General features: G+C 41.5%; 25 protein-coding genes, 2 pseudogenes, 1 riboswitch and 1 other annotated feature. Of the genes and pseudogenes, 5 read left to right on the plus strand and 22 right to left on the minus strand.

Translation table 11 applies throughout. The features are described 5' to 3' along the window. Positions 1-17: 17 nt before the first annotated feature. Entirely contained in the window at positions 18-1,775 is a 1,758-nt protein-coding gene (thiC, locus tag NKR21_RS13480) for a phosphomethylpyrimidine synthase ThiC (protein WP_144455749.1), read from the minus strand. A gap of 129 nt (positions 1,776-1,904) precedes the next feature. Beyond that, positions 1,905-2,012: riboswitch (TPP riboswitch) on the minus strand. Positions 2,013-2,249: 237 nt separating this feature from the next. Between thiC and NKR21_RS13485 the strand changes: the two genes are divergently transcribed. Further along, entirely contained in the window at positions 2,250-2,882 is a 633-nt protein-coding gene (locus tag NKR21_RS13485; RefSeq protein WP_144455747.1) for a LysE family transporter, read from the plus strand. A 48-nt stretch (positions 2,883-2,930) separates the two neighbouring features. Here the strand turns inward: NKR21_RS13485 and NKR21_RS13490 are convergent, their stop codons facing one another. The 5 genes and pseudogenes from NKR21_RS13490 to nadB all read right to left on the minus strand — a co-directional run bounded on the left by NKR21_RS13490 (position 2,931) and on the right by nadB (position 8,583). After that, complete coding sequence (locus NKR21_RS13490) at positions 2,931-3,548, minus strand: YhcN/YlaJ family sporulation lipoprotein (protein WP_144455744.1); 618 nt, start codon at positions 3,546-3,548, stop codon at positions 2,931-2,933. A 133-nt stretch (positions 3,549-3,681) separates the two neighbouring features. Further along, positions 3,682-4,935 carry a SafA/ExsA family spore coat assembly protein gene (gene safA, locus NKR21_RS13495; protein WP_144455742.1) on the minus strand — a complete coding sequence of 418 codons (1,254 nt, stop codon included), beginning with the start codon at positions 4,933-4,935 and terminating at the stop codon, positions 3,682-3,684. 131 nt (positions 4,936-5,066) lie between these two features. Then, a complete protein-coding gene (gene nadA, locus NKR21_RS13500; RefSeq protein ID WP_012010752.1) occupies positions 5,067-6,176 on the minus strand; it encodes a quinolinate synthase NadA in 1,110 nt (369 codons plus the stop codon). Further along, positions 6,163-7,026, minus strand: coding sequence for a carboxylating nicotinate-nucleotide diphosphorylase (gene nadC, locus NKR21_RS13505; protein WP_144455740.1), 864 nt, complete (start codon positions 7,024-7,026; stop codon positions 6,163-6,165). Before nadC ends, nadA begins: the two co-directional genes overlap by 14 nt. Next, positions 7,008-8,583: pseudogene (gene nadB, locus NKR21_RS13510) on the minus strand (L-aspartate oxidase). The gene nadC and the pseudogene nadB overlap by 19 nt, the downstream one beginning before the upstream one ends. Positions 8,584-8,677: 94 nt before the next feature. On the opposite strand from nadB, the gene NKR21_RS13520 reads away from it, so the two are divergent. Both NKR21_RS13520 and NKR21_RS13525 read left to right on the plus strand, forming a co-directional pair. Beyond that, entirely contained in the window at positions 8,678-9,817 is a 1,140-nt protein-coding gene (locus NKR21_RS13520; protein ID WP_186299625.1) for an IscS subfamily cysteine desulfurase, read from the plus strand. Between the two features lie 3 nt (positions 9,818-9,820). Beyond that, entirely contained in the window at positions 9,821-10,363 is a 543-nt protein-coding gene (locus NKR21_RS13525) for a transcription repressor NadR (protein WP_088002209.1), read from the plus strand. Positions 10,364-10,589: 226 nt separating this feature from the next. On the opposite strand, the gene pheA is transcribed toward NKR21_RS13525, so the two are convergent. The 15 genes and pseudogenes from pheA to radC all read right to left on the minus strand — a co-directional run. Continuing rightward, entirely contained in the window at positions 10,590-11,468 is an 879-nt protein-coding gene (gene pheA, locus NKR21_RS13530) for a prephenate dehydratase (protein ID WP_012010756.1), read from the minus strand. A gap of 18 nt (positions 11,469-11,486) precedes the next feature. Then, positions 11,487-11,930 carry an ACT domain-containing protein gene (locus NKR21_RS13535; RefSeq protein ID WP_003216269.1) on the minus strand — a complete coding sequence of 148 codons (444 nt, stop codon included), beginning with the start codon at positions 11,928-11,930 and terminating at the stop codon, positions 11,487-11,489. Positions 11,931-11,985: 55 nt separating this feature from the next. Next, positions 11,986-13,272 (minus strand): GTPase ObgE, encoded by a 1,287-nt coding sequence (gene obgE, locus NKR21_RS13540; protein ID WP_144455737.1) that lies wholly within the window; start codon positions 13,270-13,272, stop codon positions 11,986-11,988. 30 nt (positions 13,273-13,302) lie between these two features. Continuing rightward, positions 13,303-13,887 carry a sporulation initiation phosphotransferase B gene (locus NKR21_RS13545; protein ID WP_012010758.1) on the minus strand — a complete coding sequence of 195 codons (585 nt, stop codon included), beginning with the start codon at positions 13,885-13,887 and terminating at the stop codon, positions 13,303-13,305. A gap of 255 nt (positions 13,888-14,142) precedes the next feature. Further along, positions 14,143-14,427 carry a 50S ribosomal protein L27 gene (gene rpmA, locus NKR21_RS13550; RefSeq protein WP_003216586.1) on the minus strand — a complete coding sequence of 95 codons (285 nt, stop codon included), beginning with the start codon at positions 14,425-14,427 and terminating at the stop codon, positions 14,143-14,145. A 12-nt stretch (positions 14,428-14,439) separates the two neighbouring features. Then, entirely contained in the window at positions 14,440-14,778 is a 339-nt protein-coding gene (locus NKR21_RS13555) for a ribosomal-processing cysteine protease Prp (RefSeq protein ID WP_088002213.1), read from the minus strand. A gap of 14 nt (positions 14,779-14,792) precedes the next feature. After that, positions 14,793-15,101, minus strand: a complete 309-nt coding sequence (gene rplU / locus NKR21_RS13560; RefSeq protein WP_012010760.1) for a 50S ribosomal protein L21 — start codon at positions 15,099-15,101, stop codon at positions 14,793-14,795. Positions 15,102-15,113: 12 nt separating this feature from the next. After that, positions 15,114-15,186: a sequence feature (ribosomal protein L21 leader region), on the minus strand. A 66-nt stretch (positions 15,187-15,252) separates the two neighbouring features. Beyond that, on the minus strand, positions 15,253-16,122 hold the full coding sequence (locus NKR21_RS13565; protein ID WP_144455735.1) for a M50 family metallopeptidase: 870 nt from the start codon (positions 16,120-16,122) through the stop codon (positions 15,253-15,255). Further along, a complete protein-coding gene (locus tag NKR21_RS13570) occupies positions 16,115-16,906 on the minus strand; it encodes a M23 family metallopeptidase (protein ID WP_144455733.1) in 792 nt (263 codons plus the stop codon). Before NKR21_RS13570 ends, NKR21_RS13565 begins: the two co-directional genes overlap by 8 nt. A 112-nt stretch (positions 16,907-17,018) precedes the next feature. After that, on the minus strand, positions 17,019-17,822 hold the full coding sequence (gene minD, locus NKR21_RS13575; RefSeq protein ID WP_003216504.1) for a septum site-determining protein MinD: 804 nt from the start codon (positions 17,820-17,822) through the stop codon (positions 17,019-17,021). Positions 17,823-17,824: 2 nt separating this feature from the next. Next, positions 17,825-18,508: a septum site-determining protein MinC gene (gene minC / locus NKR21_RS13580; protein WP_088002215.1), complete on the minus strand. Its 684-nt coding sequence runs from the start codon at positions 18,506-18,508 to the stop codon at positions 17,825-17,827. A 54-nt stretch (positions 18,509-18,562) separates the two neighbouring features. After that, a complete protein-coding gene (mreD, locus tag NKR21_RS13585) occupies positions 18,563-19,081 on the minus strand; it encodes a rod shape-determining protein MreD (RefSeq protein ID WP_034661648.1) in 519 nt (172 codons plus the stop codon). Then, positions 19,078-19,977, minus strand: coding sequence for a rod shape-determining protein MreC (mreC, locus tag NKR21_RS13590; RefSeq protein ID WP_012010765.1), 900 nt, complete (start codon positions 19,975-19,977; stop codon positions 19,078-19,080). Before mreC ends, mreD begins: the two co-directional genes overlap by 4 nt. Before the next feature lie 27 nt (positions 19,978-20,004). Beyond that, on the minus strand, positions 20,005-21,024 hold the full coding sequence (locus tag NKR21_RS13595) for a rod shape-determining protein (RefSeq protein ID WP_012010766.1): 1,020 nt from the start codon (positions 21,022-21,024) through the stop codon (positions 20,005-20,007). Between the two features lie 90 nt (positions 21,025-21,114). Next, positions 21,115-21,417, minus strand: a pseudogene (radC, locus tag NKR21_RS13600) (RadC family protein); the annotation flags it as partial. 288 nt (positions 21,418-21,705) lie between these two features. Here radC and NKR21_RS13605 point away from each other — a divergent pair. Together NKR21_RS13605 and NKR21_RS21280 are read left to right on the plus strand one after the other, a co-directional pair. Beyond that, positions 21,706-22,248, plus strand: a complete 543-nt coding sequence (locus tag NKR21_RS13605; protein WP_144459777.1) for a hypothetical protein — start codon at positions 21,706-21,708, stop codon at positions 22,246-22,248. Between the two features lie 79 nt (positions 22,249-22,327). Then, entirely contained in the window at positions 22,328-22,519 is a 192-nt protein-coding gene (locus NKR21_RS21280; protein ID WP_144459776.1) for a hypothetical protein, read from the plus strand. A gap of 153 nt (positions 22,520-22,672) precedes the next feature. Here the strand turns inward: NKR21_RS21280 and NKR21_RS13615 are convergent, their stop codons facing one another. Then, entirely contained in the window at positions 22,673-23,806 is a 1,134-nt protein-coding gene (locus NKR21_RS13615; RefSeq protein WP_144459775.1) for a response regulator aspartate phosphatase, read from the minus strand. Between the last annotated feature and the right edge of the window lie 130 nt (positions 23,807-23,936).

The raw sequence follows: 23,936 nt of genomic DNA on the forward strand, positions 1-23,936 counted from the left end.
GCCCCGCAGGTTCTTTTTTAGGATGAATATATTTGGCTTCCTCCGCTGATAAACTCCTTCGCCTTCTTCTCCATCTCTTTTTTCACTTCTTCTGATTGATTGCGAATATCATGGGAAATTTTCATGCTGCAAAACTTCGGTCCGCACATCGAGCAAAAATGGGCAGTCTTAGCGCCTTCGGCAGGCAATGTTTCATCATGGAACGCCATCGCTCTTTCTGGATCAAGTGACAGGTTGAATTGGTCACGCCATCTAAATTCAAACCTTGCTTTCGATAAAGCATCATCACGCTTTTGAGCAGCAGGATGTCCTTTCGCTAGATCAGCAGCATGAGCGGCAATTTTATAAGCGATCACACCTTCTCTTACATCTTCTTTGTTCGGCAGCCCTAAATGCTCCTTTGGCGTTACATAACATAGCATCGCTGTTCCATACCAGCCGATCATAGCTGCGCCGATGGCAGATGTAATATGATCATATCCCGGAGCAATATCTGTTGTAAGAGGCCCTAATGTATAAAATGGTGCCTCTTTGCAAATCTCCATTTGCTTGTCCACATTTTCTTTGATTTTATCCATTGGAACATGTCCAGGTCCTTCAATCGTCACCTGTACATCATGTTTCCAAGCGATCTCTGTCAATTCACCTAACGTTTCTAGCTCTGCAAACTGCGCTTCATCATTGGCATCAGCTATTGATCCTGGTCTAAGCCCATCTCCAAGTGAAAAAGCAATATCATACGTTTTCATAATCTCACAAATGTCTTCAAAGTGGGTATAAAGGAAATTCTCTTGATGATGAGCAAGACACCACCTTGCCATAATGGCACCGCCTCTTGAAACAATACCAGTCACCCGGTCGACTGTCAGAGGAATATACCTTAACCGCACGCCCGCATGAATCGTGAAGTAGTCTACTCCTTGCTCTGCTTGTTCAATTAATGTGTCTCTGTACACGTCCCACGTCAAATCTTCTGCCACGCCATTCACTTTCTCAAGCGCCTGATAAATGGGAACGGTGCCTACTGGGACTGGACAATTCCGTATGATCCATTCCCTCGTTGTATGAATATCCTTTCCTGTAGACAGATCCATCATGGTGTCTGCCCCCCATCTGATCGCCCATGTCATTTTTTCAACTTCTTCATCAATGGATGATGTCACAGCTGAATTGCCAATGTTCGCATTGATTTTGACATGAAAATGCCTTCCGATAATCATCGGTTCACTTTCAGGATGGTTAATATTCGCTGGAATGACAGCTCTTCCGCTGGCAACTTCCTCTCTCACGAACTCAGGGCTTAGCCCTTCTCTTAAGGCGATGAACTCCATTTCAGGCGTGACAATACCTTTTTTTGCATAGTGCATTTGCGTCACACAGGCACCTTGTTTTGCACGAAGCGGCTTATGATGAAAATCAGTATGAATATGCTGATGAGACCCGTTTCTAGAGCGATAGCCGTTATCTTCAGGTTTTACATGGCGCCCTTCATAGCTTTCTGTATCTCCCCTTTCTTCGACCCATGCTACTCTCAGACGGTTAAGCCCTTTTGTCACATTGATATGGGCATGCTCATCCGTGTAAGGACCACTCGTATCGTACACACGAATTGGTTCATTTTGAATCATTCCTGCCTGCGTCACCGTTTGCGTGAGGCCAATTTCTCTTTTTGGCACTAAAATGTCAGGTCTTGACCCTTTCTCATACACCTTTCGGCTGCCGTCAAAGCTTGATAATAACGATTGAGTTGTTGGGATATTTTTCTTTTCTTTCATTTGCTGTTCTCCCCTTCTCTTCTTGTCACCGGACAGGATGGAATCAGCACCAGCAAAAAAACCAGGCTCTATGAAAAGAACCTGGTTTCGTCGTTAGAAATAAACATGAATGTCATCCGTAAATGACCCATGTATCATCTTCAACTTCCCCACGCTGGTACGAGCCAGATCAGGTCCAAAGGGTTAAGAAGTATACACTTCTCTCTCAGCCCAGCCTGGGCACCCCTAGTCACATTTATTATTTTCCACAACAGTGTAGCATAGCGATGCCATGAAAAAAAGAAGTTTCAGGAAAATAGTTCCTTTTCACTACAAAAGAAATAAAGCCAGCTTAATATACACATTGATATACACCCTCCATCCCAACCATTTAGATAAAAACTGAAATAATCATTGATCCTTTCCTCCTATTATGTATAATTAATCTAAACGGAGAATTTTTATACAAACTTTTTCAAAGGAAGTTCTAGTCGATTGCAAACATTTCTCACATTTATCGTCGTAGGATTCTCAATTGCTCTGCCAGTCGGAGCGATCACGGTTGAAATGACAAAACAGGGATTAAAAAACGGCTTCTTTCATGGTTTAACCGTAGGAGCAGGCGGCATGACCATCGATCTCTTACTTATCTTGGCTTTGTATGCTGGATTTGCTCAGTTTTTATCACTGCCATTTGTCCAAATCCCGCTTTGGCTGATCGGAGCTATATTCTTAATGATTCTCGCATACGATTCCATTAAACATGCGGATCAAGACATCCATTTAGCTGGCGAAAAAGTCAATAAATCATTCGCAAAAACGTACAGAAACGGCTTGCTTGTCGCGGTATCTCCTGGAAACCTTGTGTTTTGGGTTTCTGTATTCGGTGCTGTACTGGCAGATGCCTATACAAAAACAGATTCATCTGAATTTATGCTAGCATCAGGTGGTATATTGGCAGGAATTCTCCTTCATGACATCGGTCTCCTCACTCTTGTATCCTTAACAAGAAAAGTGATGAACCGAACGATGATCAAATGGACATCCATTATTGCTGGTATTTTATTATTAGGGTTTGGCTGTTATTTCTTTTACGAATTTTATATGGGCATCAATGTTTATTTTTAAGAAAAGGCTAAAGTTCTTGAGGAACTTTAGCCTTTTTTATTCTCGAACCTATCGAGTCATGCCTGTTTGACCTGTTTCAAATTGTGTTCTTCTCATATCTCTAAAGCGTGTGAAAGCACCCTCGTCTTTAATGACTTGGACAGCTCTTCCATCCGCATAACGAGTCGCTGCTTCTTCCACTTGTGATATTCCCTCTGATGTCAGACGCCCATCTGATTTAATGGCAATATACACATTTTCATCTGTTACCATTACTTGCGAGTCTGCAACATGATTCATTTTATTGACGCGATTGGCAATTTTTCTTGAACGTTGCACGTTTTCTTGTTTATCGTAGCCAGAGAACGACATTTGGTTATGGTAGTTCATATCTCCATGGCTATATCGTCCATCTCCACCTGCGAGAGGCGTTCGATCGTCAGCTTGAGGACGGGTGCGATAATCAACATTCGTTGTATTCCCACCGTTCATTCCCTCCATGAGTTCGGAAACTGGTCCTTGGTGATCTTGGTTATTGTCATCCGCACGATTATTCGAATGATATCCAACTGGCTGACCTGATTGATTGTGACGTGTATCGACACCTGCATTGTCATTTGTACCACATGCCGATAACCCAATAGGAAGAAGCACTAATGCGATCGTTTTTTGCCATTTTTGTCTCAAACGAAAAACCCCCTGTACAAATTCAATCTCATGAGCGCGAAACAGGCTCTGTTTTAGCATGTACAGTCTTGGGAAAAATCAAGCTGTCAGTTATAAACAAAAAAAGGAACGATTGAGATCGCTCCTTCTTTTATTACTCTTCTTCGTCTTTCTCTGGTCTTGCAAAAACAGATTGACCTGGATATGGCTGCATATAAGGCTGCGCTGGATAAGCTCCCATTTGGCCATAAGGTACAGGATTCGGGTAATGTCCTGGCCACGGTTGATGCTGCTTCATGCCATCATCACATCCGCAGTCTTCCTTGCCATAAGCTTCATTTGAAACATTTGGATAAAAGCCTTGATTCACGTTCGCATTGACATTGGCGTTTGCATTGGCATTCGGATGCATATGGTGGTGCCAGTGATGCCCATCATTTGCATGATGTTCATAATGTTCTCCGTAATAAGCTGGCGCTTGATACGCAGGATAATATGGCTGCGCTGGGTATGGATATGGCATCATGTGATGGTGATAATACGGCTGGACAGGGTAGCAAAGACCTGATCCTGGTAAAATTGGCGACGCTGGTACCATTTGCTGCGGATATGGATACATCGCTGGCATGTAATGACCATAACCATAATAAGGATCATATGCGTCATGATGCTGGTGATGGTGATGATGCTCCTTATTCTCAGCCATTCCCCCTACCGCTGCGCCTCCTACATTCGGCATTTGCGGGAAATTAGGAAGGTTTGGGTAATTGCTGTGCTCCATATCTTTGCCCTCCTCCTTTTGATGCGGAATATGAATAAATGGATCATATCCCTTTGCCACTTCATCTTTTAAATGACCTTTATTTTCATGATGGAAATGGTCCTTGTGGTCCTTGTGGTCCTTGTGATCTTTATGCTCCTTGTTCTCATAGTGAACATGATCTTTATGATCCTTTTTGTCATGAACATGATCTTTCTTTTCATGAACGTGATCTTTTTTCTCATGATGTTCTTTTTTGGGAGGAGGCGTGAATGGCTGGTAGAGATTGGTCTGATAATAGTTCACATCAACTTGCGGAAAAACTGGCTGCTCGATTTTTGGCACTGGCGGTACATAAGGGACAGGTTCATTTGGCTTTTCTTTCGGTTTCGTATCTTGCACTTGCACGACATCTTTTGGCTTTTCTTTCACATACGGATGTTCTTTCGGCTTTGGCATTTCTTTTGCTTTCTGATGATCTGTTTTTACAGGAACACCACTAGATGGAATCTTGATCTTCATACCCGGCATGATCAAATCTGGATTACTGAGCTGTGAATTTAGTTTTTTCAATTCTTGAAAGTCGACTCCGTATTTCTTTGAAATTTTCCAAAGGGAGTCTCCTTTTTGCACAATATGAATTTTCAACGTTTTCCCCTCCTATGCAAAACGTGAACGTAACGGTTATGTCAGAAGTACAATATGTTTCACCATAAATTTATGCCTATTTACAAGCCGATATGATAAAAACTTGTTTTCTGATAGGAGGGGTGGATTCATTATTTAATGATGAGCATTTTATTCAGTGCGAGTAAAGCATCTTTTGTCGTGTCTTCATTGACTTGAATGAAACCGACCGGATCACCTTTTTCAATGCTCTCAAGTGACCATAACAAATGAGGGAGATCGATCCGATTCATCGTCAAACATGGACACATATCCGGATTGAGGGATTCGATTTGTTTATCTGGATGCTGATTGATGATCCGCTTGACCAAATTCATCTCTGTTCCAATCGCCCACTTGCTTCCTGCTGGTGCTTCTTTGATTGTATCAATAATAAATTTCGTGGAACCGGCAAGATCAGAAGCCGTGACGACTTCATGCGTGCACTCTGGATGGACAAGAATTTGAATGTCACGGTCTCTTTTTCTCGTTTCTTCAATATTCCGCACCGTAAATTTCTCATGGACAGAGCAGTGGCCTTTCCATAAAATCATCTTAATGCGGGAAAGTGGCTGGTCGGTGATAAGCCTTTCTTCTATTTGATCCCACACAGCCATTTCTTCAAGTGAAATGCCTAAATCAAAGGCTGTATTACGCCCCAAATGCTGATCAGGGAGAAACAGAATGCGTTCTTTTTGTGTGAGCGCCCACTCCAGCATTTTTTTTGCGTTTGATGATGTCACAGTGGCCCCACCATGCTTTCCGACAAATGCTTTAATATCAGCTGTTGAGTTGACATACGTAAGTGGAAGAATTGTCTCCCCAAACAGATCAGTGAGCTGCTCCCATGCTCGATCCGTTTGTTTCATGTTCGCCATATCTGCCATTGAACAGCCTGCTCTCATATCTGGCAAAAGAACTTTTTGATTCTTTTTTGACAGCATATCTGCCGTTTCAGCCATGAAGTGAACACCGCAGAACACAATGTACTCCGCTTCCTTGTTGTCTGCAGCTATTTGTGCGAGCTGCAATGAATCTCCTGTTGCATCTGCGAATTGGATGACTTCGTCCTTTTGATAATGATGCCCTGGTATAAAAAGTTTTGATCCAAAGGCACGTTTAATGTCTACCACACGCTGCTCCATCTCATCAACAGAGCGGTGTTTATATTCTTCTGGCATCATGGCTGCATGTTGGTTTGCCAGTACATCAAGCAGTGACATGAGTGGCTCCCCCTTTATGACTAAATTCCATATTCATACTAAAATCAAATGCTGGAGCAGAGTGTGTCAGAAAACCAAGCGAAATAAGGTCAACACCTGTCCCTCTGTAACTTGGCAATGTCTCTAGCGTGATGCCTCCTGAAGCCTCGGTCAGAATTGTCTCCGGCGTCATTTGTTTAAAACGTTTTACATCGTCTGAAGAGCAGTTGTCAAACATGATGACATCGGCCTTTGCATCAATGGCTTCCTTTAGCTGCGTTTCTGATTCAATTTCCACTTCAATTTTCACCATATGACCGGCATATGCCCTTGCTTTCTCTACAGCTTCACGAATGGAGCCACATGCGGCAATATGATTGTCTTTAATCATCACCCCATCTGATAAGCCGAAGCGATGATTTTTTCCCCCTCCTGTCTTCACAGCGTATTTCTCTAACATACGCAAGCCAGGCGTCGTTTTTCTCGTATCACAAATCGTAATCGACGGGTCCGCTAATCGCTGTACTGCTTCATGTGTTAAAGTGGCGATACCTGTCATGCGCTGCAAGACATTTAAAATGACCCGTTCTCCTTTTAATAAGTCGCTGACTGGTCCTTTTATTTTCGCTAAAACTGCCCCTGAATGAACCCATTCACCTTCTTTAAAAAACAACTCAGTCTGAATCTGTTCATTCAGCAGGCGGTATCCTATGTCAATGACTTGAGAACCTGCCAATACACCCGATTGTTTTGCGATGATATAGGCTGTTCCTTTCTTTTCTCCAAAAATGCCATAAGCTGATACATCTCCAAAACCAATATCCTCTGCGAAAAAATGCGTCAGCATTTGTTTTAACTGTAAACGTTCCATTTGGCACCGATCCTTTCATTTTTCATTATATGAATGTGGCCTTTTTCATGGACAATTTGCATGCCACGCCATAATGCATCATTCCGATTTGGATAATCCACTCGATAATGACCTCCTCTGCTTTCTGTTCGAAGTAAGGCAGATCTCACAAGACAAATCGCTAATGTGCATTGATTGCTTAATTCGATTTGTCCATTTGTGATATCTTTCACATTTATTTGCTGATAAGGGACTTGCAGTAATGATTGAAGCAAGGTCTTTAGCCCATCTTCGTCTCTTACAATTGCGGCATATGTCATCATCCATTGGCTCAACTGTTTCTCTGAAATCTCTGGCACGGACCAACTTTCTTGGATTGTGGAAGAGGGGATTGTTTTTTTCCTTTTAGGGAATTGTTCAATTCTCCGTGCCGCTTTGTTTCCTAAAACGAGACCTTCCAAGAGAGAATTACTCGCCAATCGGTTCGCTCCATGTAAGCCTGTACAAGCAGCTTCTCCGATAGCGAAAAGAGATGGAACTGTCGTTTCTCCATATTCATTCACGCAGATTCCCCCCATTAAAAAATGCATACCTGGGGAAACTGGGAGCCTGCCGCTTGCCATATCGACACCAGCCCGCTCACACATTGCAGCAATGGCTGGAAAACGAACTGAGAAATGTGGAATTTCGCTGATATTGAGATACAGATCATGACCAAATTGCTGCTCATGAAAGATAGCTCTAGAGACGATATCTCTAGGCGCTAAATCACCTTGTGGGTGAATGCCTTTCATGATCCTCCTGCCTGTTTCATCTTCTAAATAGGCTCCTTCTCCTCGGACAGCCTCTGACACGAGACCGACTGCTTTTCCAGCGATCGTCAAGAGAGTGGGATGGAATTGAACAAATTCGAGGTCAACTAATTGTGCCCCGGCTCGATAAGCCATTATCAGCCCATCTCCTGTTACAGAAGGGTCATTTGTGTTCGTTTCAAATAGCGAGCCGCAGCCGCCCGTGGATAAAACCACAGCATCTGCGGTCATGGTATGTACGTGTCCTTTCTCGTCTTTCCAGACCACTCCTATGCAGATTCCTTCATGAACGAGTAGATCAAATGACATGGTGATATTCACATAAATGAATATGTGAGCCAAGCTGATTTTTTAAATACTGCACGAGGGTTTTGCCAGTTTGGTCTCCTCCTGCATGCAAAATGCGATGAGTCGTATGTGCCCCTTCTTTACCTAATTGCGGCATGCCATTCTCTGTTTGATCAAATGGGCAGCCTTCTTCTACGAGCTGCTTCACCATATGTTTTCCAAGACTGACGATCTCTTGTACCACCCTCTCATCGTTGTGATCACAGCCGGCAGCTAATGTGTCTTGTACATGCTGATCAACAGAATCCTGTGCAGAAAAGGCCGCAGCGATTCCTCCTTGTGCAAGCATGGAATTACTAGAGGAAAATTGTTTTTTTGTCATCATGATGACTTCACAGCTTGCTGAAATGGTCTTTGCAAAGGAAAGTGCTGCAATGCCTGATCCCACCACAATGATTTTTTTAATTGATGACACCATTGCCCCTCCTGTCATTTACACCTGTCTTGACACATATCATTACACAACACTACAATAAATACAAGAAAAAATTTTCTCATAGGAGATGGATGGATTGGTTTATTTAGATTACGCAGCTTCTACACCTGTTTCAGAGGAGGCACTGCATGTTTTTCAGCAGCTAAGTAAAGATTGCTACGGGAATGCAAGCAGTCTTCATGATGCAGGTGGAAGAGCAAATGACATACTGACTTACAGCAGACAATCAATCGCTGCCATTCTTGAGGGCGAACCAGGCGGCATCTACTTTACAAGCGGCGGAACGGAATCCAATCTTCTTGCGATTCAATCAATGGCAAATGGTCTGCCAGCAGACAGGCAGCATGTCATCACAACTTCTGTAGAGCATCCTTCTGTTCAGCATGCAGTTAAGAGCCTAGAGCGTCTTGGCACGAAGGTTTCGATCATTGAACCGAATCAAGATGGAATCATCACCGAGGACATTCTCAAAGATGCATTATTGCCTGAAACAGGATTAGTCTCTATTCAGCATGCTAATTCAGAAACAGGGATTATCCAGCCGCTCGCTGAATTAGCCCCCATTTTAAAAGAAAGGCACATTCTTTTTCATACAGATGCCGTGCAAACATTTGGAAAGATTCGTGTGTCCATCAAGGAGCTGGGGGTTGATGCGATATCCATCTCTAGTCATAAAGTGTATGCTCCTAAGGGCGCGGGCGCTGTCTATATGGGTGCTCATGTTCCTTGGAAGTCTTTATATTCAGGAACAGTTCAGGAAAATGGCTTCCGCCCTGGAACAGTGAACGTTCCATGCATCGGTGCTTTTGCTGCTGCGAGCGAACAATTGATGCTTAAGCTAGATGAGCAAAAGCGGCAAAATGAACAGCTTCGTGATTATTTTCTTCAGCAATTGAAAATGAGAAAGCTTCCTGTTCGTACTCTTCACAATGGCAATCGCCGTATGCTGCCTCATATTATTGGTTGTTTTTTTGAAGGGTTTGAAGGACAATATGTAATGTTAGCATGTAACCGGCACGGGATTTGTATATCGACTGGAAGCGCATGTGCTTCTGGTTATCATCATCCTTCCCCTGCTGTGAAGGCATTGCACGTATCAGATCGTGATGCTCTTCAATTCATTCGACTATCATTTGGATCGAAGTCATCAAAAGAAGACATCGATCAGCTTTTGCATACATTTGAACAATTGCAAAAGGAGCAGAAAGGAGCATAAGACGTGGAACAAGAGAGGAAACTCATTGGCGAAGAGAGAAGAAACGCCATTTTAGAGTGGCTGAAGGAAACAGATACACCGCTCACCGGAAGCTTTTTGGCTAAAAAGGCGGCTGTCTCTCGACAAGTCATTGTACAAGATATCTCACTATTGAAAGCAAAAAACGAACCCATTATTGCCACAAGTCAAGGCTATGTGTATATGGCATCTCAGCATGCGCCAGAAAGAGAGATTGAACAAATCATCGCCTGCAAGCATGATCCTGTTCGAACAGAAGAGGAACTGACTTTAATTGTAGATTTTGGGGTGACGGTAAAAGATGTCATGATAGAGCACCCTGTTTACGGTGAACTAACGGCCTCAATTCGTGTTAGCACCCGCAAGCAAGTAGCTGATTTCGTTCATCACATTTCTAACACGGGCGCCTCCTACTTGTCAGAACTAACAGATGGCGTGCATTTACATACACTTACTTCTTACAGTCAAAAGCAGCTTGACCAAGCCATCCAAGCGCTCGATGATGCTGGCTTTTTAATTAAAGACTAAAAAAAATAGTGTCCATTATCGGACACTATCAGATTGTTGACAAAGGGCTAAATTGATCTTGATTTTAGCCCTTTGTCTTCTTTTCAGCGTGATAGAAAACCTTTGCAGTCTAGGAAGGACGAGCATCGGAGCGGAGCGAATTGAACATTCGTGAGCACCGAAGCGCAGATCTGACACCGAATGCGAGGGTTTGTCTACACGCTGAAATAGTGTCCTTTATCGGACACTATTTCTCATTCGTTAGTTCATATGTTTGGTAGCTGCCGAGCAATTTGACTTCACAGCCAATTGCTTCTAATTCCTGAATGGCGCCAGGGACAAGGACATCATCCATTTCTTTTTCTATATCTATAATAAATAAATAGTGTCCAAGACCCGTTTTTGTTGGGCGAGATTCAATTTTTGACAAGTTGAGATTTCGCCAAGAAAAAGCAGATAACACACGGTGTAATGCACCTGATTGGTCATCCTTTGGCAGACTGACGACAATAGTCGTTTTTGGCTTCGATGAGAACCCAGCATTCATTGGGAATGATGCTTTAGGGTCTTTATGTAAAATAACAAAGCGTGTATGATTGTGCGGATAATCATGGATGTCTTTTTTTGCAATCGTTAAACCATACGTTTGTGCGGCAATTTCATTGGCAATCGCCCCAGCAGCCTCCTCTGGATGCTCACTAATATATTTCGCTGCATAACCAGTTGATTCAACTGGACGGTGCGGAATATCCGGGTACTGCTTTTTCAGAAATTGATGACACTGGGCAATCGCGTGCGGATGTGATTGGATCACATCTAATGTCTCCCAGCTTTCCGCTTTTGAAGGGTGAACAAGCAAATGCTGACGAATCGGTGCTGTCATTTCTCCAACAATAGATAGCGCTTCTTCATGAATTAAATAATCAATCGTTAAGTTCACAGATCCTTCGAGTGCATTTTCAAGTGGAACGACCGCCAAATCGACTTCGCCTTTTGACACAGCATCCATACATTGCGGAATCGTTGCATAGGCACGCTGCACTGCATCTGCTGGAAAGCAAGAGCATACGGCCAAATGAGTAAATGTTGCCTCTGGTCCAAAATAACCTACAGTTAATTGCTTCATCTGCTATGATCTCTCCTTTTACGCCCCAGAACCTAGAATTTCAACTTTTTCGACAAATTCAAGTTTTCTTAATTGATTCATGACTGTATTGATATCATCTGCCATTCCAGCCGTGCTAATGGATAGGGTGACATTCGCTCTTCCCTGCAGCGGAATCGTTTGGTGAATGGATAACACATTACAGCCAGAGTCAGCCACAATTTGAAGTAGTCTTGACAGAGCCCCAGACCGATCCTCAAGGTGGAAAAACAATGTGATGATCTGCTCTTTCACCATCGTATAAAATGGAAAAACAGCATCTCTGTATTTATAAAAAGCACTGCGGCTTAAATCCGCTTGTTGAACAGCATCGGCAACTGAATCCGCTTTTTTGCGATCGAGAAGCTTTTTGACTTCAAGCGTTTTTCGCATCGCATCTGGAAGGACATCCTCTCTTACTAAATAGAACGTTTCTTCTTTCACCTGTTTTCTCCCCTTTTAAAAACGGGAGAGCCCATGGACTGGACCCTCCTGTTGATCAATCAATAAATTCAAATTCAAATTCAAGCAGACGAATGATGTCGCCATCTTGTGCACCACGCTCACGCAAGGCATCATCGACACCCATTCCGCGCAATTGTCTAGAGAATCGTTTCACGGACTCATCTCTTGAGAAATCTGTCATCTTAAACAGTCGCTCAAGTGCTTTACCCGTAATGACAAATGTACCGTCAGGATCTCTTGTGATCTCAAATGGTGCATCTCCCTCATCAAACCTGTACATCACGCGGTTATCAGACAGTTCCTCTTCATTATAAAGCGGGAATTCGGGAGTTGTTTCAAGCTGATTGGCGATTTCAAATAAAAGCTCACGAAGCCCTTCTCTTGTGATCGCACTAATAGGGAACACTTTATAATCATCCGTTAATTTTTCTTTAAATGCCGCTAGATTGTCAGCTGCATCTGGCATGTCCATTTTGTTCGCTACAATGATTTGTGGACGCTCAGTCAATCTCATATTGTATTGCTTAAGCTCTTCGTTAATGGTCACATAATCTTCGTACGGGTCACGTCCTTCAAGTGCTGACATATCAATGACATGAACAATGACACGTGTCCGCTCAATGTGACGTAAAAATTGATGACCTAAGCCAACGCCTTCATGCGCGCCTTCGATCAGTCCTGGCAGATCCGCCATGACGAAGCTTCGGTTATCATCTGTTTCGACAACCCCTAGGTTCGGCACAAGCGTTGTAAAATGATAATCCGCAATTTTCGGTTTCGCAGAAGAGACAATGGATAGCAGCGTCGACTTCCCGACACTTGGGAAACCTACAAGTCCAACATCTGCAAGTACTTTTAATTCTAAGATGACGTCACGTTCTTTACCTGGCTCGCCATTTTCAGAAAGCTGTGGTGCAGGGTTTGCCGGTGTTGCGAAACGTGAATTTCCTCGTCCGCCTCGGCCGCCTTTTGCAATGACTGCCCGCTGCCCATGCTCGGTTAAGTCTGCAAGTACTTGTTCTGTCTCTGCATCCGTCACAACCGTACCGGGCGGAACTTTGACAATCATTTCTTCCGCATTTCGGCCATGCTGGTTTTTACTCATTCCGTGCTCGCCGCGATCCGCCTTAAAATGGCGTTTGTAACGAAAGTCCATCAATGTTCTGAGTCCTTCGTCTACTTCAAATACCACATCTGCACCATTTCCACCGTCGCCGCCAGCCGGTCCGCCTTTTGGCACATATTTTTCACGACGAAACGCCACCATACCGTTTCCGCCGTCACCGCCTTTAACATACACTTTAACCTGATCTACAAACATAACTTCCTCCGTTTCTCTGCATCACATATCTCATTCTTGCCTCAAACAAAGCTCAATCATGGACTCATGACTTGTCACATGAAATTGAACTACACTCATACATGGATAGTTTGCGTCATGAAACGCATTTAACGCATCCAAACTTGTTAATTTTCCTTTGAAATCAAAATATAAGACCACATCATTCTCTTCATGATCTGTTTGGAACGTGACCGTTAAATGATTTTCAGTTTTTTGACAAACTGATTGATCGAATATCGAAAACAACTCCTGTGATACCGTTAGCAGCTGCGATTCATATGCTGATAAGTCTCGGGTTTCACCAAGCACTTCATATTCTAGGGTGATAAAATGCGACTCCCAATTAAATGTTAGAAAGTAATAGGCCAATTGGGGAATTTTTAAATTTGAGAGTTTGGATTCATGCTGTGCTTCAATGACCATTTCTTCTATAATTTCAAACACACGGTCATATTTTTCTAATGTCAAGTTGCCCTTGATCAGCTGCAATTTATTCATCCAGTCATGTCTTGAACGACTGAGCAGATAGATCAATTCATTTGTTAATGCAACGTGAGTTAATTTTTCGTTTTGTTTACTTGATATCTCTTCCATTATCGCACTCCCAATCGTTTGGTCTCTCTTTTAGGAGTCTTATCATCAATATGTCTCCCTGAATTATAACAGAGAAGACAGCATAGAAAAACACTAGTTATGTGAGGAAAGGTTGTTTTTTCTGATCTATAGGAGAAAATGAGGCAAAGTCAGCAAACGTTCTTTGATATTGATGGAGTGCATCTTCTTTTTCATCTTCGATACTACTTGTAAAAAGTGAAAAAAACTCCAGTCAATGACCGGAGTTTTTAGCAATTATTGTGCCGCAGGATATACGCTCACTTTTTTACGGTCACGACCGAAACGTTCGAATTTAACTGTTCCGTCGATTTTAGCGAAAAGAGTGTCGTCGCCTCCGCGTCCAACGTTTTCACCTGGATAGATTTTCGTTCCACGTTGACGATAAAGGATAGAACCACCAGTTACGAATTGACCATCAGCACGTTTAGCGCCTAAACGTTTAGACTCAGAGTCACGTCCGTTCTTTGTAGAACCTACCCCTTTTTTAGATGCGAAAAATTGAAGATCTAATCTAAGCATGAAGTTCACCTCCTATTTTTTTGTAGATATTCTCACATAATCGTGATAATCTCGTTCAATTGTTTCTAAGGAAACGACCATACCTTCTAAAAGCAGCTGGGCTTTTTCAAAGGATACTGGATCTGTATCAGCCGGCAATTCAAAAGAGAAATAGCCGCCTTCCTCGCCAATATCAAGCAGAGGGTCCAATCCTGTCAGTGCAATAATTGAATTGACTGAGCCGAAAACAACAGCAGATACTCCTGCACAAACGAGATCCTGACCTTTTTCAGCAAACTCGGCATGTCCAGTCATCTGAAAAGACGTAATGCTTTCATCTGCTTTCGACCGAGTAATGGTTGCTTTGATCATATCACTCACACGCCTTAAGCGTTGATTTTTTCGATAACAACTTTAGTGTAAGGTTGACGATGACCTTGTTTCTTGTGGTTGTTTTTCTTCGGTTTGTACTTGAACACAGTAATTTTCTTACCGCGACCTTGTTTTTCAACTTTAGCCGTTACTGTTGCTCCAGCAACTGAAGGGTTACCCACTTTCACAGTGTCTCCGCCGACAAACAATACGTTTTCAAAAGTTACTGTTTCACCTGCTTCAGCAGCTAGTTTTTCAATATAAACAGTTTGACCTTCTTCAACTTTTACTTGTTTACCACCAGTTTCGATAATTGCGTACATCTCTGCACCTCCTAATAAACTCAGACTCGCCGAATACAGGGGGCCTTAGGCTCTTTACACCTGCTTCGCGCGGTTGTAGCACGGGTGCTACATATCCATAACATTAAAAAATATATCAAATTAGACGCAGAATGTCAACGTATTTTCATCACTAGTACGGCAAAAGAAGCTCTTCCATGGAGGTGGTGGTTCTTCGATCTGAAAAATACGCATGAAGCAGTTCATTTTCATCAAGCTGGCTCATTTTCAAGCCATCTCTTTCAATAATAATCGGATGCTTACAGCCTCTTTGGAATCGCGCCATGACTTCATATATTTTTTCCTCAGCGCTCGCTCTCAGAGGAATCAGCTTTTCTACCTTTTGCTCTTTTTTACCGTAATAGCGTTCTAGTAAAAAGCGAACCCTGACATAATGCCGCTGCCGGTGCTCCATCACGAGTGAATAGGCTAAAAAAGTGAGCAGTACCCAGCCGTTGAATTGAAGCGGCGCAAACAAAAGTAATCCGCCTGTCAATAGACTGAAAAAGACAAGAGAGCCTTTTATGGCAAGGGTATGTGCACGTTGGAAAGGGTAATATGCTGATAAGAGCAAAAAAAATAATTTTCCGCCATCTAGCGGCCAAATCGGCAAAAGATTCACAAGGAAAATCGCCATATTATAAAAAGTGAACATCGTAAAAATGTCGTGTGAAATAAGAGAAGCCTCCATAAAAAACCACGCCATAAGCTGGAGCGGTACATGCTGGAGCGGCCCGCATAAAATGACCGCCAGCTCTTCCTTTAGCGGGCGGTTCCCATGCTCTTCTACTTCTACCGCTCCGCCAAACGGGAGTAGAAAAATCCGCCGAATGCGCCAATGATAATAGCAAGCAACCGCTGCATGTCCAAGCTCATGGACAAAGACGATGATGAGTAGACAAAGTAGCGGCTTGATTTGACCAGAGAGAATCGCAAACGCCATCACAATCCACAGCAGCGGATGAATGTGAATTTTCGTCAGCATGACCAGCCATCTATTCAAAGGTCATCACCTGAATAGGATCGATAAACTGTTCATTTTGCTTAATAGCAAAGTAATATGTGCCCTTTCCTTGATCATCAAGTGAGATCTGACCAATTTTCTCACCCTTATCAACAAAATCGTATAAGGCCACATCAGCTTCCTTTAATTGACCGTACCAGCTATAGCTGTTATCCGCATGCTGCACGACCACTGTCAGCCCTGTGTCACTTTTCTTTTTCACTTCCACTACATAGCCTTCCTTCATACTGTCTATCGCTTCAGCCGATGTTTCGACTTTGACACCTGCTCCATTTTGCGTAAAGGATTCCTGCACTTTTCCAGAAGCAGGTACGGCCAGTTCATGGTTCGCTTGTACATCTTTTTGGTCTTCCTTTTTGTCCGTTAAAAAGGCAAGGGGGTTTCCAACTGTTTTCTCAAACCAGCGATTAGCAGCAGCAAATTGAAAATCCTGCTCAAAGGTCTGCGTAATGATCGGCTTCAGCTGCTGGAACGGCCCTGCCTGACCTTTAAACGATATAGCTGCAATCAACACAAGGGATGCAGATAATAAACATTTCAGTACAAAGGCATTGGGGTTAAATAGTGGATGCTGATATTTCTTCGATTGATGAGACGACGCTTCAAAGGAAGACGACCCTGAATGCTTTTCTTCCTCTGTTAACATGACCCATGGAGGGATATCTTCTTTTTTCTTGAAGGTCGTCTTCTTAGTTGGAGCAACTGAATGCTTCGTTTTGCGGCGCTGCGCGATTTTCTTTCGGTACTCGTCCACTCTTTTCATGAGATCACCCTTTACATACAAACAGTTTGTACATTTTATGTGGCAACCTCATCTGATATGCAACAAAAAGACCGATTCTCACCGAATCGGTCTCGTCTTACCTAAATGCTGATTAAGCTCTCACACCAAAAAATGCTTTCAGCTTAGCAAACATTCCTTTGTTTTCATCTTCAAATGATTGAAGTGGAACAGATTCGCCTAGTACACGGCGAGCGATATTTCGATACGCAATCGATACTTTGTTTTTAGCATCCATGACAATCGGTTCGCCATTATTTGAAGCCTTAATCACGTCATCATCATCAGCAACAATGCCAAGAAGATCAATCGATAAGTGATGGACAACTTCATCCACATCCATTGAATCGCCACTTTTCGCCATGTGTGTACGAATACGGTTGACGATCAAACGAGGTGGTTCGATATCTTCTTGTTCTAACAAACCAATGATACGGTCGGCATCTCTCACAGCTGAGATCTCAGGCGTCGTCACGACAATTGCCTTATCTGCACCAGATACAGCATTTTTAAAGCCTTGCTCAATTCCAGCAGGGCAATCAATGACGACATAATCAAAGTCTTGTTTCAATGATTGAATTAATTCTTTGATCTGCTCTGGCTCTACAGCTGTTTTATCGCTTGTTTGAGCAGCAGGTAAAAGATACAAAAGATCCTCGAAACGCTTATCTTTTACAAGCGCCTGATGGATTTTACATCTTCCTTCTACTACATCGACTAGATCGTAAATAATGCGGTTCTCAAGCCCCATCACGACATCTAAATTCCGAAGGCCAATATCGGTATCAACTAGACACACTTTTTTCCCTTGAATTGCTAGTGCTGTGCCTAAGTTTGCAGATGTTGTTGTTTTGCCAACGCCGCCTTTTCCTGAGGTAATCACAATAGCCTCGCCCAATTTCACATTCCTCCCTCAAGCCTTGTCAGATTAGGTCTTATATGAGCCAATTGCTGCAGGCGTTCAATGATCATGTTGCCATCTATATCTAAATAAGCACATTCCATTTCATTTCCATCTTCTTTTTGATCCGGTGCACGGTTAAACACTTGTGCAATACGAAGCTGAGTTGGAATCATACGAGATGCCGCAATGACAGCTTGTTTATTTCCATTACATCCAGCATGGGCCACGCCTTTTAAAGCGCCGAGCACAAAAATATTTCCCCCTGCACGAATCGTTCCACCAGGATTGACATCTCCTATTAATAAGAGATCTCCTTCAACATACAGTACCTGTCCAGAGCGCACAATTTTGGCTACAGAGGTAATTTCGGCCTCTGCTTTTAATCGTTTCGCCTCTTCAGTTGACATGACGTCACTTTCAATAGAGTGAATGACGAGATGTTCATTTTCAGAGACTGCTTCAGTCAAACGCATTTCCTGATCCTCTGTTAAATACCGAAAACCAAGCTTAATATGCACATTAACCTTATGACCTTCCCTTCCATCTGTATATTGCTCAAGTAAAAGGACCTCTCGCAAGCCAGAAAGAAGGTCATCAAACGAACAGTCATCATTTAACTGTAATGTTAATCCGTTTTTAGTACCTTTTATCGTCACATATTGCTGTTTTTGAGTTTTCAAGATGCTCACCTCAACAACATACTCATTTCGCCGTATTTGGACAAACTCCTGCTTTTATTCGTCGATCAGTCCTTGTTTCATGTTGATGAAAAAGAGCCTAAGCGGCACAACAAGTATGAGAGACGCAGCAGTATTTAAAAGAATCGTTGGAATAAAGCGTTCGATGACATACGTATTAAACGGCATAATCCCGGGTTGAATTGTCGCTTGAACGCCGTACACATAAAACTCCATTACGGAAACAGCAATAATCGACAGAAAGACGACCACTAACATATTCGTTTGCAAAACTTTAAAGGCTTTCGCTAGCAAATAGCAGAGCGCTCCAAAGCCAAACATATGAACACCAAGTATGCCTGTATACGAAATATCATATAAAAGTCCAAAGATAAAACCGAAAATCACACCATATTTTTGATTCACAAAAGCCGTCATAAATACGAGTGCGAGTAAGATGAAATGAGGAGCTAAAATTTGATTGTCTGAAACAAATGGGAGCTTCACTAGATCGACAAAAATACTGTCAAATACGAAGATAAACAACATGACGAAAGCAAGAAGGACACGTCTCACGAGCCTTCCTCCTTCGTCAATACAGATGCATCTGCCGTACTTGAGCTGCGATTCACCACAATCACGCGGTCTAAATTGTTGAGTTCAGCCGCTGGTTCTACATAAATGATCTTTGTCAGGCCGTAATGATCTGGCTCGATTTCACTTACCTTACCAATCGTCAAGCCTTGAGGGAATACGCCCCCTGCTCCAGATGTTTCAACAAGATCTCCTTTTTTGACATCTCCATCTGCATCAGATTTCAGAATATTCATTGTCAGCATTTTTTTCTTACTGTCATAGCCGTTAATAATTCCGTTGAGTTCTTCTTTGCCCTTTTTCGCAAAAATTTTCGTTGAAATTCTATTATTTTGGTCAGTGGAGCTTAGCAACCTTACTGTCGAAGTAAAATTGTTGAGCTTATCACTTTCAATTTTCCCAATTAACGCACCACTCTCATTTGTGACCGCCATATCTTTGTCAACGCCTTGTTTTTTCCCTTTATCAATCATGACAAAGCTATCCCAAAGGGACGGGTTTCTCGCGATAACCGTTGATAGAATTGGCGTATAATCACGAATAGAGTTCACATAACCGAGCTGCTTGCGAAGCTTTTTGTTCTCATCTTCTAGTTCTTGAAGTTTCGCCTCATATTGAGTTTGTCCATCAAGTTTTTTTCGAAGACGTTCGTTTTCATCGTATGTGTTCTTTAAATCTTGTACGTTCCCATACATACCGGCAATAAATTGTGATGGTTTATGAAAGACACCTTGAAAAAAGCCTGTCGTATCCCCCACTAATTTTTCCGGCCATGAAGCACCTCTGCCGCTTTTCACTGAAAAACCAATCATGGCCACCAGTACGATGACACAGACAAGGAGCAACATTAATCTTTTATTCATAAAAAACTGCGGCATGTCTTACACCTCTTTATTTACGCCCGATTATCGATTATCTTTTGATTTTCCTTTGAACAAATGAATATGCTCTAGTGCTTTTCCTGTTCCGATCGCCACACAGTCAAGCGGATCTTCCGCAATAATGACTGGCATCTTCGTCTCATCACTAATCACTTTGTCAAGATTACGAAGCAATGCACCACCGCCAGTTAAAACGATTCCGCGGTCCATAATATCTGCTGCCAGCTCAGGCGGTGTTTTTTCAAGTGTCATTTTCACCGCATCAACAATGGTTTCCACTGTATCGCGAAGCGCTTTTGCAATCTCATCTGCTGTAATCGAGATTGTTTTTGGCAGACCTGTTAAAAGGTCACGACCCCGAATGTCCATTTCATCATGTACATCAGGCTGCGCAGAACCGATTTCCATTTTAATCGCTTCTGACGTACGATCACCGATCATCAGGTTATACGTTTTACGGATGTAGCTGCTGATTGCATCATCCATTTCATCTCCTGCCACGCGGATTGATTGTGATGTCACAATACCGCCAAGAGAAATAATGGCTACCTCTGTTGTACCGCCGCCAATGTCTACAACCATACTTCCTGTTGGCTCCCATACAGGAAGGTTCGCACCAATCGCTGCCGCAAATGGCTCTTCAATCGGGTATGCGTCACGTGCACCGGCTTGTCTTGTTGCATCAATGACTGCACGTTCTTCTACAGCTGTAATACCAGATGGTACACATACCATCACGTAAGGTTTACGAGCAAAAAGCCCTTTGCCTTTTAATGCTTGATTAATGTAATATTTCATCATTGTTGCTGTCGTCTCGTAATCTGCAATGACTCCGTCTTTCATCGGGCGTAGTGCCACAACATTACCAGGTGTACGGCCAATCATATTCCTAGCATCATTTCCGACTGCCACTATAGACTTCGTATCAGTTTCCAAGGCTACGACCGAAGGTTCTCTTACAACAATGCCTTTTCCTTTAATAAAAACAAGCGTATTCGCTGTTCCAAGATCTATTCCAAGGTCTTTTGTACCAATTCCAAACATATGTATGTATCTTCCTTTCTTAAACCAAAATTCCCTTTAGGGAAAAACTCATAAACTCTATTATATCGTAAAACATTGAAAAAAAAAGTGTTACAAATACCCTTTTTCCTTCAAACTCACAAATTTTTGATCACCTATGACTAGATGATCAAGCAGCTGTATTCCAATCAGCTTTCCACATTCAAAAAGTCGCTGTGTCACTTCAATATCTTCCCTGCTGGGCGTCGGATCTCCAGATGGATGGTTGTGCACACATATAAATGAAGCGGCCGAACGTTTAAAGGCCTCTTTGAAAATTTCACGCGGGTGAACGATCGATGAATTCAGGCTTCCAATAAACACGGTGTGTTTATGAAGAACTTGATTTTTTGTATTGAGATACAGACATGTAAACATAACACAAACACAAAAAATCTTGTAACCGTAGATTAGACGCATGTATACAAAAAAAGGTTTCAAAAAACTTTTTTATATCGCATATTTGATATAATTTGTTTAAAACCATTGGAGGACATTCATGAACATAAATAAAATAAGATCATTCCTTTATAAAACATCAAAAATCTTGGGAGACGTCAACGCCGTTCAAAAGGGTACTATAGGAAAATAATTGAATTTATATAATCTTTTCACTTTCAATTATATGTTAAACTAAATTGGAATATAATTGGAGGGTTAATATTGAAAAAAATCACTATTGTTATATACATTTTACTAATTTTTATGACTGGCTGCTCAAACACTTCAAAACAAGAGAATACAAAATCTTTTCATATTTCAGCAGATGAGTTTATAAGTACATACAATTCTTTTATAAAGAAAAGTCCTGATGAAAAAATAAAAAAACCATCTTTATTTAACGAAAATATTCATCCTATCCTTAATTATAATGGATATTCAAGTGTTTTTGCTGCGGAAACAGATTTGTATGATAGCGAAAAAGGATATTCTGTTATTGGTCACTTCAACAAGGATAATTATTTATATAAGATAGTACTAATTCTAGATTTCATTGAAAATGAATCTGGAATATCTGAGATGCCAAGCAAAGGAACTTTATCAGCATATAAAGTATTACAAACTTTAGACTTTGAAGAAAGTGATTTGAATGATGCGACTAGAGAAGCTGATCCATCTTATACTTTCGAAAATGATAATTATTCTGCTGTTTTTAAAATAGATATGTCAAATAAAAAATTCACTTTAACCTTTGAGCCAAAATAAAATTAGAAGATTGCACTTGAAATATTTATACAAGTTGTGTTTATAATCGAACGTACATTCTTTTTGTAGGAGGTATGCCGTGACCGATCTTGAAAGGAAGTTATACAGAATCATCTATAACATGAGCAGATTTCGAAAGAACCCCACAATGGAGGACTTAAAAATAAAAACAGGTAAAGACGAAAAATCTATAAGAAAAGCCGTCAGCAATCTAATATCCCGAAAAGAGCTTGCTTGGGATAAAGAGAAAAAAGAATGGCGGTTCAAATAAAAAGAAGCCCCCGAAAAGGGCTTTTTTTAATGGAATTTATCATAACCGATACTAGAAGTGTGTCCTCTAATAGCCTCTTCATGATTTTGTGAAAATGCGAAATAACCAAGTGTGCTCAAAGTGCCAATAATGATGAGGGTTGCTACTACTGACTTAAATTTCATAAAGGCAATCGCTCCTTTTAATTAATTGTTGGAAGTAAAGAACCTTCTCATAGAAGTTCGACGCCTTGTCCTTATCTCCTACTGTTTTATATCTCCTTGCTGCGTCTTTCGATAATTCTTCAAGAATTGCATACATTCCCCGACCGGTTAAATATTCGGTATCACTTAAAACTTTTTCATAATCTTCCTTCACATAAAGCGCCTTGTAAAAAGTGAACACTTTAAGCATAACATCATCTTTTAATTTTTCAGCCAGTTCTATTCCCTGGTTGAGAGCGTATAACCCTAGATCATTTTCCTTCTCATGAAAATATGACCTTACAAGCACACTTAAAGGATCAAGTATTCTGTTAAAATGCTCGTATCCTCGTTCTTTAAAAGCGTTGATAGAATCATTTATATATTTAATTGCAGCAACTATTTCATCATTGTGAAAATAGCTTAATCCTAAGTTATACAACGCTGATCCTATTAATCTTTTAGCGTCGCTTTCCGTTGCTTTTTCTAGTGCATGTTCAAAATGAGGCTTTGCTTTTTCGGGGCAACCCATGTCAATATAATTTAATCCAATGACAAAGGAACACTGTATCTGTCTAACAGTATAAGTTTCTTTTTCTCGATAACATTCTATTGCTTGAGCTATATGGTGCATCGACATGTGGTTTTGTTTCATATGGTAATAGATTTCAGCCATCTTGTAATTGAACTCGGCACGTTCAATATCATCACTTACAAGAGATAGCTTTTTTTCTGCTCGTTTATAGAAGGTAATTGCGTTGAGGTATTCATAATTTTCAAATTCATACATTCCATAGAAGAAATTAAAATAATAATCAAGTAAGCCTGTCAATTTCTCTTGGTCCCTTTTGATCTTCATTGCTAATTCTCTAAAGTTAGCACGCTCTTTTCCATTCTCCAATGGATTCAAATAATCCAACATTAATTTATGGCGGAATTCCATAAGAGAGTAATATAATAATAAGTCCTGGTTTTCCTCCATATTATCGAGCAAAGATTTTATTTCTTCCTTATACGCTTCGGCATCTGGCACGTTAAATCTTTGAATATGGTAATACCATTCATTGATTTTCAACCCGACATGAGAAGAAAGCACTTTCTCCATAAGACCCTACCCCTTCCTTTCTATTCCCTATAATGACATATATTATCATTTTAGAAATATTTTCACACCGAAAAGAAACCGCAATCTTCTTCTCATTCATCTAGTTTTATAAGTCTATTGATAAGACTTT

This window comes from Bacillus sp. 1735sda2, assembly GCF_024159245.1.
GTDB classification, from domain to species: Bacteria; Bacillota; Bacilli; order Bacillales; family Bacillaceae; genus Bacillus; species Bacillus pumilus_O.